Source organism: Bradyrhizobium sp. WSM4873 (assembly GCF_055811355.1).
Genome location: NZ_JBVVPS010000018.1, coordinates 145,524 through 160,884, shown reverse-complemented (window position 1 = coordinate 160,884; position 15,361 = coordinate 145,524). Strand labels below are relative to the sequence as shown.

Here is a 15,361-nt window from a genome sequence, read left to right as displayed (position 1 = left end):
GGCTTGCATTCGTGCTGCTCGCGGCGTCGATCTTCGCGGTGCTTGCCGGGATATTCCTCGCGCGCCGCATGGTCGGGCCGATCCAGGCGCTGCGGAGCGGCGCCGAGCGCATCGGTAGCGGCGATTTCTCCCAGCGCATCTCGATCAGAACCGGTGACGAGCTCGAGGGTCTCGCAGACCAGTTCAACCACATGGGCGAGCGCCTGCAGGAATCGTATGCAGACCTGGAGAAAAAGGTCGAGGTGAGAACGGCCGAGTTGACCGAGTCGCTCGAGCAACAAACGGCTACGTCGGAAGTGTTGCAGGTCATCAGCTCGTCTCCGGGCGAACTCGCGCCGGTGTTCAACAAGATGCTCGAGAATGCCACACGCGTCTGTGGCGCGAGTTTCGGCGTGATGAATTTGTGGAATGGTGAGAGTTTCACGATTGCTGCGGATTACAATGTGCCGCCCGCGTTCGCGGCTTCGCGGAAAGATATGGCGATCCGTCCTCATCCGGAGAGCGCGCTTGCTGAGGTCGTCAGGACACGTCAGGTTGTCCGCGTTCACGATGTGCAACAAACTCCGGCCTATCTGGCCGGAGGTCCGACCATTCGTGGAATCTCCGACGTTGCCGGCGCCCGCACGATCGTCATCGTGCCCATGATGAGGGACAGCGAGCTGATCGGAACCGTCGCGGTTTATCGCAAGGAGGTCCGGCCGTTCACCGACAAGCAGATCGCGTTGGTTGAGAACTTCACGAAGCAAGCCGTCATCGCAATCGAGAATACGCGGCTTCTGAACGAGTTGCGCAAGCGTACGACGGAGCTGTCGCAATCCCTTGACGATCTTCGCACCGCGCAGGACCGTCTGATCCAGACCGAGAAGCTGGCGTCCCTCGGCCAGCTCACGGCGGGGATCGCGCACGAGATCAAGAACCCGCTCAATTTCGTCAACAATTTCTCGGCGGTCTCGACCGAGCTGATCGACGAGCTCAACGAGGCCTTGCAAGCGGCCTCGCTCGACGGCACGACAAAAGAGGAGGTCGAGGAGCTGACTGGCATGCTGAAGAGCAACCTCGAAAAAGTGGTACAGCATGGCAAGCGCGCCGATTCCATCGTCAGGAACATGCTGCTGCATTCGCGCGAGGGCTCCGGCGAGCATCGCCCCAGCGATATCAACGCGATCCTGGAGGAGAGCCTTAATCTCGCCTATCACGGCGCACGTGTCGAAAGGCCCGGCTTCAACGTCACGATCGAGCGCGGCTTCGACCCCGCGGCGGGCATGGTCGATGTCTATCCGCAGGAAATCACGCGCGTCTTCCTCAATCTGATCTCGAACGGCTTCTACGCCACCGCCAAACGCAAGGAGAGCGCCGCAGACGCCTTCGAGCCCACCTTGCGCGCGGCAACCAAAACTCTCGGCGACAAGCTCGAGATCCGCATTCGCGACAACGGCACCGGGATCCCGTCGGAGGTGAGGGAGAAGATGTTCAATCCCTTCTTCACCACCAAGCCGGCCGGCGAGGGCACCGGCCTTGGCCTTTCCATGAGCCATGACATCGTCGTGAATCAGCACGGCGGTACGATCGACGTGAACACCGAGCCCGGTGTGTTCACCGAGTTCATCATCACCCTGCCGCGCATGATGGCGGCGGGCGACACTTCCGGAGGCAAGACTTGAACGTTTACATCCTGGTCGTCGATGACGAGCCCGACGTCGAGGCGCTGTTCCGGCAGCAGTTTCGGCGCGATTTGCGCGCCGGCCGCTTCCAGATGGAATTCGCGCCTTCCGCACCCGATGCGCTGAAGCTCGCCGCGGAGGTTCGCGATCCCTCGTTGATCCTGATTCTGTCCGACATCAACATGCCCGGCATGAGCGGGCTCGACATGCTGCCGAAGGTGCGTGACGCGCATCCGGACGTTCCCGTCATCATGATCACCGCCTATGGCGATGCCGAGACGCGTCGGAAGGCGATCGAGCGCGGCGCAGTCGGACTTCTCACCAAGCCGATCGATTTCGCGCTGCTGCGGCAGGAAATCGACACGAGGCTCGGGCAAGCCGCATGACCGCGACCATCCTTTTCGTCGACGACGAGCCGGATCTCGAGGCGTTGGTCCTGCAAAAATTCCGCAAGCAGATTCGCGATGGGTTGGTGACCATCATGTTCGCCCGCGACGGCCTCGAAGCGCTACAGTCGCTCGAGCAGAACCCGCATGTCGACATGGTGGTCTCCGACATCAACATGCCCAGGATGGACGGGCTGTCGCTGCTGGCGAAGCTCCAGGAAGCCGAAGACAAGAAGTCCACCATCATCGTCTCGGCCTATGGCGACATGAGCAATATTCGCACTGCCATGAACCGCGGCGCGTTCGACTTCCTGACCAAGCCGATCGACTTCGCCGACCTGGAGACGACGATCCAGAAGACCATCCGCCATATCGAAATGCTGCGTGAGGTGCGAGGCCGCCAGGCTGAAGCAGAGCGCGCCCATGCCGCGCTCTCGCGTCATTTCTCGCCCGAGCTCGCCAAGCGCTTGGCGGCCAACGGAGAGAGCGAGGGAATCGAAGTGCAGTGGCGCGATATCGCGACCATCTTCACTGACATTACCGGCTTCACCTCGCTGGTCGAAACTGCGCCGCCGGAGACGCTGGGTGCGCTTCTCAACGAATATGTCGGCGGCATGACCGAAATCGTCTTCGCGCATGAGGGGACGGTTGCCAAGATCATCGGCGATGCGATCCAGGTGCTCTTCAACGCGCCCGGCGATCAGCCCGACTATGCGACGCGCGCGGTCGCCTGTGCGCACGATCTCGACGTCTGGGCGGAGGATTTTTCCGCGCGCTGGAAAGCGAGAGGCGTGAATTTCGGCGCCACCCGCATCGGCATTCACGCCGGGCCGGCGCTGGTCGGAAATTTCGGCGGCAACCGGTTTTTCGACTACACCGCGTATGGCGACTCCATCAACATCGCGGCGCGGCTGGAAGCCGCGAACAAGCATCTGGGCACGCGGATTTGCGTCAGTGCCGGCATCGCCGAGGCGGCCGAGAATTTCCGGGGTCGCCCTGTCGGTGAGCTGACGCTGCGCGGACGCAGCGAGCCGTTGCGCGCGTTCGAGCCACTGACGCCGGCCCAATTCGCTGCGCCGGAAACGGCGCTGTATTCCGAGGCGTTTGCCAAGATGGAAGCCGGGGATGCCGCCGCCATGCCAGCCTTCGCCGCGCTGGTCGGAATGCATGCCGGCGATTCCCTGGCTGGCTTTCACCTGAAGCGCCTGCTTAACGGCGCCAAGGGCATTCGCATGCAACTGGAATAGGAGTCCGACATGATTGGTGAATTCTCCACCGGCAATTACCGTTTCATTCCGTCCGTATTCCAGTATTCGGCCGGTGCGGCCGCGAATGACGGCTATGAGATCGAGCGCGTCCGCTTCGACCGCCTGGTGCCGCTTGCGGAAGGGTTTGCACTTGCCGCGAAGTATATTCAGGAGGCGGGGCGGCCGCTCACGGCGTTCTGCGCCTGCGAACTGCGCTCGCCCGCGGCCTTCAGCGAGGAAGGCTTTCGCGCGTTCAACCTGCACTATGTGAAGACGTTGTCCGAATGGAACATCTTCGACGGCACCACCAATCCTGTGGCGCGCAGCAATGTCTGTCCGGAGATCGATCCACCCGCCGAGCCGTCGTTCTACGCGTTCTCCTTCACGCGCCCGACAAGCTCGAAGACGCCGAGCTTCGTGATATCAGGCGGCGCCGAGGCGCGCGAGGGCAATGGGACCTATGTCGAGCGCACCGTGCGCTACCGCGACCTCAGCCCGGACGGCCTTCGCGAGAAGGTGCGCTTCACGACGACCTCCCAGATGGAGAACAGGATGACGGCCTTCGGCTTCGGCTGGAAGGACACGACCGGCGTGCAGGCCTATTCCGTGCACGACTTCCACCACGCGCTGGTCGACGAACTCGTCCGCCGCGGGGCGTTGCGGTCCGGCCTGACCTGGCACTATGCCCGGCCGCCTGTGGTCGATCTCGAATACGAGATGGATTGCCGCCGGGTGATGCGGGAGACCGTGATCTAGCTAGACCAAGGACCGGTGAGATCAGGCTCGTTTGCTGCAACGGGGGAGGTGTGCTCCCTCTCCCGCTTGCGGGGGAGGGTATTTCCGCAATCGAGAACCCCCAAAAGGAGAGAGCCCTCACCCGGCGCGTTGCGCCGACCTCTCCCGCAAGCGGGAGAGGTGCACCGAGCCCGGAGCCGCTCAATTCAACCTATTCTCATTCCGCTCTAGCGCTGCCTTGGATCGAGCGCGTCTCGCAGGCCGTCGCCGAGCAGGTTCAGCGACAGCACCACGAGGAAGATCGCTAGCCCCGGCCAGATCGCCATCCAGGGCGCCTGGGTCAGGAAGCGCTGCGCTGCATTGAGCATGCTGCCCCAGGATGGCGCCGGCGGCTGCTGGCCGAGGCCAAGGAAGGACAGCGCAGCTTCGGCGATGATGGCGGCCGCAATCGACAGCGTGGCCTGCACCAGCAGTGCGGGCAGGATGTTCGGCAGGATATGCGAGAACGCGATTCGCCACGGCGGATTGCCGAGCGCGCGCGCCGCCTCGACATAGTCCTCGGCCTTGACGTTCAGCACCTGGCCGCGGGTCAGGCGGATGAAGATCGGGGTTGCCGAGATGCCGATCGCGATCATGGCGTTGCCGAGGCTCGGACCGAGGAATGCGGCGAGCGCGATTGCCAGGATCAGGAATGGGCAGGCCAGCATTGCGTCGGTCATCCGGCTGATCAGCGCATCGACGAAGCCGCCGCGATAGCCGGCAAGCAGGCCGAGCGGAACGCCGACGCCCAGCGCGATCGCGACCGAGATGAGGCCCGCGAGCAACGACGCCCGGGCACCGTAGACGACGCGGCTCAGGATGTCGCGACCGAGCTCGTCGGTGCCGAACCAGTGCGCCGCCGTGGGCGGCTTGCGGACCAGGCTCCAGCTCGTCGCGATGGGATCGTAGGGCACGACGAGCGGCGCGAGAGCCGCGAAGCCGACGAACAAACTGATCATGACAAGTCCGAACACTGCGGCCTTGCGTTTGAACAGGCGCCGCCGGGCGCGACGCGCCGGGCTGTCCAGCTCGTCAGCTTGCGCGACGAGAGCAGCGGGCAGGACGGCATCGGTCATGTATCTAGCCCCGCAGCCGTGGATTGACGAGGATGTAGGCGATATCGGCAACCAGGTTCAGCGTGATGTAGACCGTCGCCGTCACCAGCACGACGCCCTGTACGACCGCGTAGTCGCGGTTGAACACGGCGTCCACGATCAGCTTGCCGAAACCGGGAATCGAGAAGATCTGCTCGGTCAGGACCGCTCCCGACAATAGCGTGCCGAGCTCGAGCGCGCCGAGCGTGATGATCGGCGTGAGTGCGTTGCGCATGGCGTGCTTGAGGATGACCGAGCGTTCGGACAATCCCTTGGCGCGCGCGGTGCGGACGTAGTCGCTTTCCAGCACCTGCAGCATGGCGCTCCGGGTGTGCCGCATCAGGACCGCGGAAATCGCGTTGCCGAGCACGAAGGCCGGCATGATGGTGGCGGCGAGGCTCGCACGCCAGTTCTCGGTCAGCGGCACGTAGCCGGACGCCGGCAGCCAGCCGAGTTCGATCGAGAACAGGAAGATCAGCATGATGCCGAGCCAGAAATTCGGCGTCGAGATGCCCCACAGCGCGAACAAATTGGCGCCGTAGTCCCAGACGGTGCCCTTCTTCACGGCGGAGACGATGCCGGCGGGAATACCGATCAGGAGCGCGATCAACATTGCCATCGAGCCGAGCTGGAGCGTCACCGGCAGCTTCTGCGCGATCAGCTCGCGCACCGGCATCTTGTTGCGCAGCGATTCACCGAAATTGCCGGTCAGGACTCCCTTGAGCCAGTAGACGTACTGCACGGGAATTGGCTGATCGAGCCGGTATTGCTGGCGGATCTGCTCGATCACGGCGGGGTCGCGCTCCTCACCGGCCATCACCAGCGCCGGATCACCCGGCAACAATTGCTGGAGCGAGAAGATCAGCACCGACACGAAGAACAGTGTCGGCACGATCTGCACAATGCGGCGGGCGAGGAAGTTCAGCATGGCGCCGGCCGCGTGTCAGGCGACGCCGTGCTCACTTGAACTTCAGCCCGACCACGCGCACGAGGCCATCTGGCACCTGCTTATAGCCCTGGAGCTTGGTCGTGTGCGCGATCAGGAGCGTGCGGTGATAGATGTATATGATCGGCAGGTCGTCGAGCAGGATCTTGTTCAGCTTGGCGTAGATCGCCTTCCGCTCCTCGACGTTGGATGTCGCCCTTCCTTCTTCCAGCAGCTTGTCGGCCTCCGGATTCGAATAGACGCCGTCGTTCTGCGGTGCCTTGCTGCGCATGAAGATATAGGAGTTGCCGTCGGGATCGATACGGCCGCTCCAGTTGATCTGGAAGATCTGGAACTCGCCGGCCTGGGCCTGCTTGAAGGTGGTCGCGAATTCGACCGCGCGGATCTTGATGTCGAAGCCCGCTTCCGCGGCCATCGACTGGATCACCTGGGCAACCGCTTCGTTCTCCGCGCCCTTGGGAATCATGTAATCGACCGTTATCGGCGTGGTGACGCCCGCCTCCTTCAGCAGCGCCTTCGCCTTTGCGACGTCGCGGCCACGGACCGGAAAGGCCTTCTGGTAATAGGGATGGGTCGGGCTGACCCATTGGTTGCCGGGCGTGAACTCGCCGTTGAAGACGACTTGATTGAGAGCTTCGCGATCGATCGACAGATCGAGCGCTTGGCGTACTTTCGCCGACTGGCTGAGCGGCCCTTTCGCTTTGTCGTTGCCGATATTGACGGTCAGGCCATAATAGCCGAGCTCGGGCGCCGTCGACAGCACGAGCCGCGAATCTGCACGCACATCCTTGATATCGGTGGCGAGCACGCGCTCGATCAGATCGAGCCCGCCGGACTTCAGGTTGGCAAGGCGCACCGTGGCATCGACGATCGGCAGGAACACCACGCGGTCGATATGGATGTTGTCCTTGTTCCAGTAGTCGGCGAATTTTTCGAAGACCATGCGGTCCTGCTGCACGCGCTCGACGAACTTGTAGGGACCGGCGCAGACCGGATGCAGGCCGAACTTGTCGCCGGCTTCCTTGGCGGCCTTCGGCGACACCATCATGCCGGAGCGATCAGTCAGCTGCGCGATCAGCGGGGAGTAAGGCGTCTTGAGTACCAGCTTGATGGTCAGGGGATCGACGACCTCGACGTGGTCGACGCTGGCAAGCTCGGACTTGCGGAACGAGGTCGGTAGCGTCATGTGACGCTCGATCGAGAACTTTGCCGCTTCCGCGTCGAGCGGCTCGCCGTCGTGGAATTTCACGTTGGGCCGGAGCTTGATCGTCATCTCCTTGCCGTCGGCCGACGTCTCATGCGACAGCGCGAGCTGCGGCACGATGTTGAGCTTCTCGTCGATGTCGAACAGCTTGTCGCAGAAGGCAGAGAAGACGATGCGGCCGACATAGGTGCGGCCGATGCTGGGATCGAGGATGTCAGGATCCTCGGCAATGCCGATGCGAAGCGTGGTCTGGGCCTGGGCCTGGGCCGCGCCTGCGAGCGACGTCAGCAATGCCGACGCCAGGAGTGCCAAACGCATAGGACTCATCGCTCTCAACCTCTGTTTTGCGGCCATGGCGGGTTCGTCCCCAATGAACTAACCCCGCTGCCGCGGACTGCTTCCGGGCCGCCGCTGAAGGCGGCGACCAATTTTTCGAGAACCGGGGAGAAGCCGCCGTCCGTCGGGACGATCGCCTCGGACGACGGCAGTTCCGACGTTCGGTGGCACGCCGTTGCATGTCCGATGCCATCCCCCACGAGCTGAGGCATTTCGCTGCGGCAACGGTCGACCACGTAGGGACAGCGGGTGTGGAAGCGGCATCCCGGCGGCGGATTGAGCGCGCTGGGGATCTCTCCCTGCAGCACAATCCGGCTGCGCTTTGCCCGCGGTTTAGGCACCGGGATCGCGGACAATAGAGCCCGGCTGTAGGGATGACGCGGCGCGGCGAACAGTGCGTCCGCCGCAGCCGCTTCGACGATTTGGCCGAGATTCATCACCGCCACGTGGTCGGCGATGTGCTTGACCACCGCGAGGTCGTGCGAAACGAAAATGTAGGCCAGCCCAAGCCGGTCCTGGAGCTCGCGCAGCAGATTGAGGATCTGCGAGCGGATCGAGACGTCGAGCGCCGAGACCGGCTCATCGCAGATGATCAGTTTCGGCTCGACCGCGAGCGCGCGGGCGATGGCAATGCGCTGGCGCTGGCCGCCGGAAAATTCGTGCGGGTAACGCCGCGCCAGCCGCGGCTCTAGCCCGACCAGCCGCAAGATCTCCTCGATGCGTTCGCGCCGCCGGGCGGGCGGCACCAGATCGTGCAGAGCCAGCGGCTCGGTCAGGATCTGGCCGACGGTCATGCGCGGATTGAGCGAGGCGTAGGGATCCTGGAAGATGATCTGGGCCTCGCGGCGAAAGGCGCGTAGCGCGCCGGCGTCGAGCGACAGCAGATCGCGGCCTTCGAAACGGATTGTGCCTGCATCCGGCTCGATCAGCCGCAGCACCAGGCGGCTGACGGTGGATTTGCCGCAGCCGGATTCACCGACCAGCGCCAGCGTCTTGCCGGCGTCGAGCGAGAAGGAAACGCCATCAACGGCTTTGACATGCGCCAGCGCCCGGCCGAACAGCGAACGCTCGGCGACGAAATGCTTGACCAGGCCGTGGACCTCGAGCAGAGCCATCACGACACCAGACGTTGGAGCGGCGCGCGGATGCAGCGCGAGAGGTGGCCGGGACTGACTTCGACCAGCGGCGGCGGCGCCTTGGTGCAGGCGTCCAGCACGAAGGGGCAGCGTGCGGCGAAGCGACAGCCCGCGGGCGGCTGCGCCATGTTCGGCACCATGCCCTCGATGGTGGCGAGCTGTTCGGCACGATGGTCGAGCCGCGGAATCGAGCCGAGCAGGCCGACGGTGTAGGGATGCTGCGGCGCCGAGAACAACTCGTCCACCGGCGCGCGCTCGACGATCTCGCCGGCATACATCACCGCGACCTCGTCGCAGACTTCGGCGACGACGCCGAGATCGTGGGTGATCAGGATGATGGCCGCGCCGCTCGCCGCCTTCAACTCGCGCATCAGCTCCAGGATCTGCGCCTGCAGGGTGACATCGAGCGCGGTGGTTGGCTCGTCCGCGATCAGCAGCCGCGGGTCGCAGGCAAGCGCCATTGCGATCATGACGCGCTGGCGCATGCCGCCGGAGAGCTTGTGCGGATATTCGTCGATCCGCCGCTCGGGCGAGGGGATGTGGACGCGACGCAGCAGATCGATCGCCCGCTCGCGCGCACTCCTGCGCGAACCGCCGCGATGGCGCAAAATCGTCTCGACGATCTGATCGCCGATGGTGAAGCTCGGATTGAGCGAGGTCATTGGCTCCTGAAAGATCATGGCGAGTCGGTTGCCGCGAAGGTCGCGCAGCGTCTGGTCCGACGTCTTGAGCAGGTCGAAACCGTCGAAGCGGATCGCGCCGGAGATTTCCGCGCTCTGCTTCGGCAGCAGGCCCATGATCGCCAGCGACGTCACGCTCTTACCGCAGCCGGATTCACCAACGAGGCCGAGCGTCGCGCCATTGGCGACGCTGAGATCGACACCGTCGACCGCGTAGGTGACGCGGCCGTCGTCGCCGTGAAAGCGAATACGCAGATCCTTGATCTCGATCAGGGGGCTCGGGTTCATGATTGTCTTGCGCGCGCTGCGGCGATGCTGGCGTCGATGACACTGCGATCGGTGTTGCCGGCCGGGTTCTGCCGCGTCGGCATGGAGGCGCGGAAGTGGACCCAGAGCTCGTGGCTGACCCGCTCGAGCCGCTCGAGCTCACCAAGTGGATCGGGATGATCGTCGGCGCGGATGTCCAGCGCCGGCCATTCCTCCTCGCCGTGGATCAGGAGCGCGGCGGACTGCTTGCCGCGCTTGTCGCCGCCGGCGGCTTCGCCCGCGCGCATCGCGGCGAGCAGGCGGCGCGGGAAGGGCAGACTGTCATTGGCGATATAGGTTTTTGCGGTCTCCTCGAGCACATCGGCGCCCGCGAGCATGTTGCCGGCGATCGAGAAGCCGCTGCCCGCAATGTGCCCGCACCAATCCACGCAGTCGCGACCGGTATGCGCAGCAATCGCGCCGCTCGCGTCCATGATGTGGATCTGGCGGCTCTCGCGGCCGTCGTCGGTGGCGAGCAGGGCAGCCAGCACGTCGTGCGCATTGAGACCTTCACGCAGCAGCTTGACGCCGTCGATGCCGTAATAGGGATTGACGAAAGCCTGCGTCGCGATGGCGCCAAGGCCCGCCGCGATGTAGGGGACACGCGCGCCGACGGCGAAGAACCGCGTGGCAACGGCGATGCCGAACTGGCCGGTAGCAGAATCGCGCGCGATGATCGACCAGGTCATGTGCTGCCTTTAGCGCCCTGCGGCGTAGCCCTGCATGCCGCGCGGATTGGCGGCGGCACGGCGGCGCGGACCGACGCGCGAGGCCGCGGTGAGGCGGCCTTCCGACCAATCCGGCCCGACCTCGACGATATGTCCGCGTTCGCGAAGATTCTCGATCGTCGCCTTCGGCACACGGTTTTCGACCACGAGCACGCCGGGGCGCGCGGTGCGGGGCCAGAACGAGATCGGGAAATGCTCGGAGTGCCAGGCCGGGGCGTCGATGGCTTCCTGAAGATTCAGATTGCAATGGACGTGCCGCAGGAAAAACTGCGTGATCCATTGGTCCTGCTGGTCGCCGCCGGGCGAGCCCCAGGCGAGATAAGGCTCGCCGTCGCGCAACGCCATGCTCGGCGACAGGGTCGTGCGCGGCCGTTTGCCCGGCGCGAGCGAGCTCGGTTGATTCTCTTCCAAATCGAACATTTGTGCGCGGCTGCCGAGGCAGAAACCCAGCTCGGGAATGACAGGTGAGGATTGCAGCCAGCCTCCCGACGGCGTCGACGACACCATGTTGCCGGCCTTGTCGATAATGTCGAAATGCACGGTGTCGCCGCGCACCTCGCCGAAGCGCCCCACGGTTGGTTCGCCGGCGCCGAGCGCGCCGACGGCCTCGCGTTGGCCTTCGGCGCGGCGCAACTTGACCACGCCGCCGAAGCCCTCGACCGCGCCAGGCCGGAGATCGAGCGAAGCTTTCTCGGTCACCAACTTGCGACGTTCGTCGTTGTAAGCATCTGACAGCAGCGTCGCGATCGGGATCTCGCTGAACCTGGGATCGCCGTAGAATTTTTCGCGGTCGGCGAAGGCGAGCTTGGCGCATTCGATCTGGAGATGGATGAATTCCGGCCCCGTCGGGTCGAGCCCATCGAGGGCAAAGCCCTTCAGCAGCGCGAGCTGCTGCAGCGTGACCGGCCCCTGGCTCCAGACCCCGGCCTTGCAGACAGTGTAGCGGCCATAATCGTAGGTGAGCGGGGCCTCGACCGTCGGCTGCCAGCGCGCCATGTCATCGGCCGACAGCACGCCGCGGTGCGGCGAGCCGCTGACGTCCATCACCTCCTGGGTCCGGCAGAATTTGTCGATGGCTTCCGCGACGAAGCCCTGCGACCACGCCTTGCGCGCGCGCTCGATCTCGGCATCGCGGCCGCCGCCGCCGCTTTCGGCTTCACTCAGAATTCGTGCGTAGGTCGCTGCAAGTGTCTTGTTGGTGAAGAGCATGCCGGGCTTTGGCACTTCGCCGTTCGGGAGATAGACGGCGGCTGACGTCGGCCAGTGCTTGCGGAATAATTGCTCGACGGTCTGGATCGTGGCGCAGGCGCGCTCGACCAGCGGATAGCCGTCGCGCGCATAGGAGATCGCCGGCTCCAGTACGTCGCGCAGGCGCATCGTGCCGTAGTCACGCAGCAGCATCATCCAGGATTCGAAGGTGCCGGGAACGCAAGCCGCGAGCAGGCCGGTGCCGGGCACCATATCGAGGCCTTCGCTCTTGTAATGCGCGATGGTGGCGCGGGCCGGTGCCGGACCCTGGCCGCAGATCACCTCGGTGCGGCCGCGCTTCACGTCGTGCACGATGATCGGAACGTCGCCGCCTGGGCCGTTCAGATGCGGCTCGACCACCTGGAGCGTGAAAGCGGTGGCGACGCCGGCGTCAAAGGCATTGCCGCCCTTTTCCAGGATGGCCATGCCGATAGCGGTCGCGATCCAGTGCGTGGTCGCGACGACGCCGAAGGTGCCTTCGATCTCGGGGCGTGTCGTGAAGGGATCGGGATTGACGATGCTGGCCATGGACTACCTCATTTGCGGCGCGCGCAATTGATCACAGGGCCAGGCCGCCGCCAAATGCGCAGGCTGCATGGCACGCGCGCGTCACGCCGGTACCGGCGCGGTGTTGACCGCATGGCAGGCGACGCCGTCGATCAATTCAGGTGCTTCCTTGCGGCAGAGATCGAACGCCAGCGGGCAGCGCGGATTGAAGGCGCACCCAGGCGGCGGATTGATCGGGTTCGGGATCTCGCCCTTCACGGGAATGCGCTGGCGGCCGCTCATGGCAAGATCGGGCACGGCGCCGAGCAGCATCTTGGTGTAGGGCATGCGAGGACGAGCAAACAGCTCACGTCCTTCCGCGATCTCGACAATGCGGCCGAGATACATCACGCCGACGCGGCTCGCCATGTGGCGGACCACGGCGAGGTTGTGGCTGATGAACATGTAGGTCAGACCGAACTTGTCCTGGAGGTCGCGCATCAGGTTCAGGATCTGCGCTTGCACGGAGACGTCGAGCGCGGAGGTCGGCTCGTCGCAGACAATGAACTCCGCGTCGGAGGCGAGCGCGCGAGCGATCGCGATTCGCTGACGCTGGCCGCCCGAGAATTCGTGCGGAAATTTCAACCTGTCGTCGGGATGCAGGCCGACGAGGGTGAGCAGCTCTCCGACGCGGGCCTGGATGTCGCGCTCGCCCTCGATCAGGTCGAAAGCGCGGATCGGCTCGGAGATGATGGCGTCGACCCGGAAGCGTGGGTTCAGGCTCGCATAGGGATCCTGAAAGATCATCTGGATGCGGCGGCGCAGTTTCCGCCGCGCCTGGGCCTGCCTCGGGTCGGTCATCGAGACGCCGTCGATCAGGACGTCGCCGGAGCTCGGCGGCAGCAGGCCCACGACCATCCGTGCGACCGTGGTCTTGCCCGAGCCGGACTCGCCGACCAGCGCGAAGGTCTCACCCTTCCTGATGTCGAAGGTGACGCCGTCGACGGCTTTGAGGTATTCGAGATGGCCGCCCTCGAGCACGCGGTTGAGCCAGGGTTTCGAGACGTCGAACACGCGCCGCAGATTTGTGGCCTGGACGAAGGAAGTGCTCATGCCGCGCTCTCCGCCGGCACGCTGTCATAGAGGTGGCAGGCGACGGATTGCGTGCCGCGCGGCAGCGGCTCCGGCCGCTCCACGCGACACCGGTCGAATGCGAACGCGCAGCGCGGATTGAACGAGCAGCCGCGCGGGATCGCCGACAGGCGCGGCATGGAGCCGGGGATCTGCACCAGACGCTTGTCGTCGCCTGCAAGGGTCGGGATCGCGCCCATCAGGCCCTTGGCATAAGGGTGCAGCGGGTTCCTGACCACGTCCTGCACCGGACCGATCTCGGCGACGCGGCCGGCATACATCACCGCGACGCGGTCGGACGCCTCCGCGATGACGCCCATGTCGTGGGTTACCAGCATCACGGCGGTGCCGTGGTCGCGTCCTAGCCGCTTGATGAGCGAAATAATTTGCGCCTGTACGGAGACGTCGAGCGCGGTGGTCGGCTCGTCCGCGATGATCAGCTCCGGCTCGGCGCAGATCGCGAGCGCAATCACCACGCGCTGGCGCATGCCACCGGAGAATTCGTGGGGATAGCCGTCAATGCGCTTTTCGGGCGCGGGGATTCCGACTTCGGCGAGCAGGTCGATCGCCCGGCGGCGCGCGGCGGTCTCGGAGAGGTTCAGATGGGTTCTGATCGTCTCGATCAGCTGATCGCCGACGCGATAGAGCGGATTGAGCGATGTCAGGGGATCCTGGAAGATCATGCCGATCCGTTTTCCCCGGATACGGCGCAGCTCCTCCGCCGGCAAATTGTCGATGCGCAAGCCCGCAAGACGAATCTCGCCGCCGGCGATGCGGCCGGGCGGATCGATCAGGCCGATCACAGCCAAGCCCGTGACGGACTTGCCGGCGCCGGATTCGCCGACCACGCCGAGTACCTCGCCCTTGGCGATGTCGAAGGAGACGCCATCGATGGCGCGTAGCGTGCCGCGGCGGGAGGCGAACTCGACCTGAAGATTACGCACGGAGAGGATGGGGTCGATCATGAGCGAGACGCTCTCATCCGAATTTTGCTTATGCAAGTTTTGCTCATCGAAATTTTGCTCATCGGAGCTTCGGGTTGAGCGCGTCGCGCAGCCAGTCGCCGAGCAGGTTGATCGACAGGATCAAGGCGGCGAGCGCGATACCGGGAAAGGCCACAATCCACCATTCGCCCGCGAACAGGTAGTTGTTGCCGATGCGGATCAATGTGCCGAGCGAGGGCATTGTGTCGGGCAGGCCGACGCCAAGGAAGGACAGCGTCGCCTCGGTGATGATGGCGAGCGCGAGGTTGATCGTGGCGATGACCAGGATCGGACCCATTGTGTTTGGCAGCACATGGCGGAACATGATCTTTGGCGCGGGAAGGCCGATCAATTGCGCGGCAGCCACGTAATCCTTGTTCTTCTCGACCATCACGGAGCCGCGTACCGTCCGTGCATAGCCAACCCAGAAACTCAGGCCGATCGAGATCACCAGCACGATCAGCATGCTGGTTGCATCCAGCCGGTTGCCGAGGATCGATTTCGCGATGCCGTTGACCAGCAGCGCGATCAGAATGGCGGGGAAAGTGAGTTGCACGTCTGCAATCCGCATGATCACGCCGTCCACCGCGCCGCCGAAATACCCGGCGACCAGGCCAAGCGCGATGCCGAGCGCGCCCGCGAAGATCACGCCGGCCACGCCGACAGCGAGCGAGATGCGCAGCCCGTAGAGAATGGCGGAGAACACGTCGCGGCCCTGCTCGTCGGTGCCGAGCAGGAACGGGCTCTGCCCCTCGGCGGTCCAGAGCGGTGAGATCCTGGAATTCATCAATTGGAGCTGTGCCGGATCGAAAGGGTCCTGCACCGCGAGCGCGGAGGCAAAGATCGCGAGCAGGAAGAACAGCACGGTAATGGTTGCCGCCACCATGGTCAGCTTGGACCGGCGAAACGAATAGAAGACGTCGCTGTCGAGTGCGCGGCTGAACCAGCTACGGGCGGCATGCGTCGGCAGCGTGTTCGGCTTGTCGGGATTGGAGGCGACCACTTCGGACATACA

The 15,361-nt window shown here is 64.5% G+C and carries 14 protein-coding genes; 4 read left to right on the top strand and 10 right to left on the bottom strand.

All coding sequences use genetic code 11. From position 1 onward, the window contains the following. The 4 genes from AC0L21_RS23420 to cnbZ form a co-directional block, all read left to right on the top strand. Positions 1-1,661, top strand: a 1,661-nt coding sequence (locus AC0L21_RS23420; RefSeq protein WP_473264142.1) for an ATP-binding protein, incomplete at its 5' end; no start/stop codon positions are given. Then, positions 1,658-2,047, top strand: a complete 390-nt coding sequence (locus AC0L21_RS23415; protein WP_027516726.1) for a response regulator — start codon at positions 1,658-1,660, stop codon at positions 2,045-2,047. The genes AC0L21_RS23420 and AC0L21_RS23415, both read left to right, overlap by 4 nt. After that, on the top strand, positions 2,044-3,294 hold the full coding sequence (locus tag AC0L21_RS23410; RefSeq protein ID WP_473264141.1) for an adenylate/guanylate cyclase domain-containing protein: 1,251 nt from the start codon (positions 2,044-2,046) through the stop codon (positions 3,292-3,294). Before AC0L21_RS23415 ends, AC0L21_RS23410 begins: the two co-directional genes overlap by 4 nt. 9 nt (positions 3,295-3,303) lie before the next feature. After that, complete coding sequence (cnbZ, locus tag AC0L21_RS23405) at positions 3,304-4,050, top strand: 2-amino-5-chloromuconate deaminase CnbZ (protein WP_473247592.1); 747 nt, start codon at positions 3,304-3,306, stop codon at positions 4,048-4,050. Positions 4,051-4,256: 206 nt separating this feature from the next. Here the strand turns inward: cnbZ and AC0L21_RS23400 are convergent, their stop codons facing one another. The 10 genes from AC0L21_RS23400 to AC0L21_RS23355 all read right to left on the bottom strand — a co-directional run bounded on the left by AC0L21_RS23400 (position 4,257) and on the right by AC0L21_RS23355 (position 15,358). Next, positions 4,257-5,144, bottom strand: a complete 888-nt coding sequence (locus tag AC0L21_RS23400; RefSeq protein ID WP_007607862.1) for an ABC transporter permease — start codon at positions 5,142-5,144, stop codon at positions 4,257-4,259. A gap of 4 nt (positions 5,145-5,148) precedes the next feature. Beyond that, on the bottom strand, positions 5,149-6,090 hold the full coding sequence (locus tag AC0L21_RS23395) for an ABC transporter permease (RefSeq protein WP_035974921.1): 942 nt from the start codon (positions 6,088-6,090) through the stop codon (positions 5,149-5,151). 31 nt (positions 6,091-6,121) lie between these two features. After that, positions 6,122-7,639, bottom strand: coding sequence for an ABC transporter substrate-binding protein (locus tag AC0L21_RS23390; protein WP_473264140.1), 1,518 nt, complete (start codon positions 7,637-7,639; stop codon positions 6,122-6,124). Between the two features lie 5 nt (positions 7,640-7,644). Next, positions 7,645-8,763, bottom strand: a complete 1,119-nt coding sequence (locus tag AC0L21_RS23385; RefSeq protein ID WP_473264139.1) for an ABC transporter ATP-binding protein — start codon at positions 8,761-8,763, stop codon at positions 7,645-7,647. Further along, complete coding sequence (locus AC0L21_RS23380; protein WP_473264138.1) at positions 8,763-9,752, bottom strand: ABC transporter ATP-binding protein; 990 nt, start codon at positions 9,750-9,752, stop codon at positions 8,763-8,765. The genes AC0L21_RS23385 and AC0L21_RS23380 overlap by 1 nt, the downstream gene beginning before the upstream one ends. Beyond that, entirely contained in the window at positions 9,749-10,459 is a 711-nt protein-coding gene (locus AC0L21_RS23375) for a DUF1028 domain-containing protein (protein ID WP_473264137.1), read from the bottom strand. The genes AC0L21_RS23380 and AC0L21_RS23375 overlap by 4 nt, the downstream gene beginning before the upstream one ends. Before the next feature lie 9 nt (positions 10,460-10,468). Further along, on the bottom strand, positions 10,469-12,274 hold the full coding sequence (locus AC0L21_RS23370; RefSeq protein WP_473264136.1) for a gamma-glutamyltransferase family protein: 1,806 nt from the start codon (positions 12,272-12,274) through the stop codon (positions 10,469-10,471). Between the two features lie 81 nt (positions 12,275-12,355). Continuing rightward, positions 12,356-13,345 carry an ABC transporter ATP-binding protein gene (locus AC0L21_RS23365; protein WP_473264135.1) on the bottom strand — a complete coding sequence of 330 codons (990 nt, stop codon included), beginning with the start codon at positions 13,343-13,345 and terminating at the stop codon, positions 12,356-12,358. After that, the gene (locus tag AC0L21_RS23360; protein ID WP_473264134.1) at positions 13,342-14,328 is read right to left on the bottom strand and encodes an ABC transporter ATP-binding protein; all 987 of its coding nucleotides are present in this window, start codon (positions 14,326-14,328) and stop codon (positions 13,342-13,344) included. Before AC0L21_RS23360 ends, AC0L21_RS23365 begins: the two co-directional genes overlap by 4 nt. A gap of 58 nt (positions 14,329-14,386) precedes the next feature. Further along, a complete protein-coding gene (locus AC0L21_RS23355; protein WP_473264133.1) occupies positions 14,387-15,358 on the bottom strand; it encodes an ABC transporter permease in 972 nt (323 codons plus the stop codon). Positions 15,359-15,361: the final 3 nt, after the last annotated feature.